We start from the raw sequence: 1347 nt of genomic DNA, 5'->3' as shown, positions 1-1347 counted from the left end.
CGTGACGTCAGAGGCTTATAAATACAACGCTCGGGACGCGACGGGCGCGCGATGCGAGCGTACACGACGCGCGGCGCGGCGCGGCGCGGCGCGCGCGCGCGGGTGGTGCCGCGCGGTGATCGAAAGGTGGCGCGCGCGCGGTGTGCGCGAGCGCGAGCGCGAGCGTGTGCGTAAGCGTGTTACATGCGTTGCGTGCGTTACATGCGTCGTGATGTACAATGTGGTTACGCCACCGTCGACGACGGGAGCGTCTTGGTGGCCAACGCCAGGGTGTGACGACCGCCGGCGGATATTTCACTGACGCGCCATTGTGCGCCACCAGGAAGTGGGGGGAAGATGACGCGTCCTGGGAAACCGCACGCGGGAGAAGGGTCGCGAACGACACGCCCGAGTCGGCCGAGCGTGTTTCGTCCCCACGACAAAACGTGTCCTTCAGAGGTGAGAGCCACGGAATGCGAACCTCCGAGTGAGACGGCATCGACAAACGTTTCTTCTCCATTGCCTAAATTGACGACTTGAGGCGTGACTTTATCCTTGCAATCGTCGCCGAGTCCGAGTCGGCCGTATTCGCCACGTCCCCACGTGTAAAGCAAACCGCCCGCGGTGACACACGCGGAATGCCACCCACCCGCGGCGATACTCTTCGGCGCGAATCCGATACCGAATGTCTCAATCACGCACGGCTCAGCGCTCGCCCCGGTCGCCCCGAGACCTAATTGTCCGTACATGCCGTTTCCATAACTTAAAACTTCGCCTCGCGTTCGAAGCAGCAAATGAAAGCTCCCCGCGGCGATCTCCAGCACGTGCTTGTCGCACTTCAACTGTTTCGGCTCCGCGTGCGGTTCATCGTCTTCGGTGGTTTGCCCCCACTCGAAAACGCGCCCATCCACGGATAGCGCAAACGAGGACATTCCACCGCACGTCACCTCGCGCATCGCCGTCGGCAACGCCACGCGACGTCCCGGCGACACCATCGACCGCACCTCCGCCCAATCCCGATTCGGCACGTCACCATCGCACGCATCATCATTCGTACGCGTGACACCAATCTGATTATGCTCGTTCCCTCCCCACGCCCAGACGTCGCCATTAAAATCCACGCACACCGCGTGCCAACCGCCCAACGCCGCTCGCCGCACGCGAACTTTCCCTCCACCATCCTCGATTTCCATGCGCACGCGGTCGGGAATCTTCACGTACAACTCATCGCGATCGCGCCAATCGAACCCGAGCGTGCGATGGGAATTCCACCCCCACGCGTAGAGCTCGCCATCCGACGTCGTCGCCAACGCGTTTCGACTGCCCGCGTCGACGCCCGCGACGTCCACGCCATCGAGCGCGTCGATC

At 63.0% G+C, this 1347-nt stretch carries 1 protein-coding gene; it reads right to left on the bottom strand.

The genetic code is table 11. The annotated features are described in order from the left end of the window. Window positions 1-224 precede the first annotated feature (224 nt). Window positions 225-1347, bottom strand: a 1123-nt coding sequence (locus AC1QQ2_RS14205) for an RCC1 domain-containing protein (RefSeq protein WP_479713624.1), incomplete at its 5' end; no start/stop codon positions are given.

This window comes from Aestuarium sp. (genome assembly GCF_023253315.1).
Classification (GTDB): Bacteria; Pseudomonadota; Alphaproteobacteria; order Rhodobacterales; family Rhodobacteraceae; genus Marivivens; species Marivivens donghaensis.
This window is presented reverse-complemented; position numbering and strand designations above follow the sequence as displayed.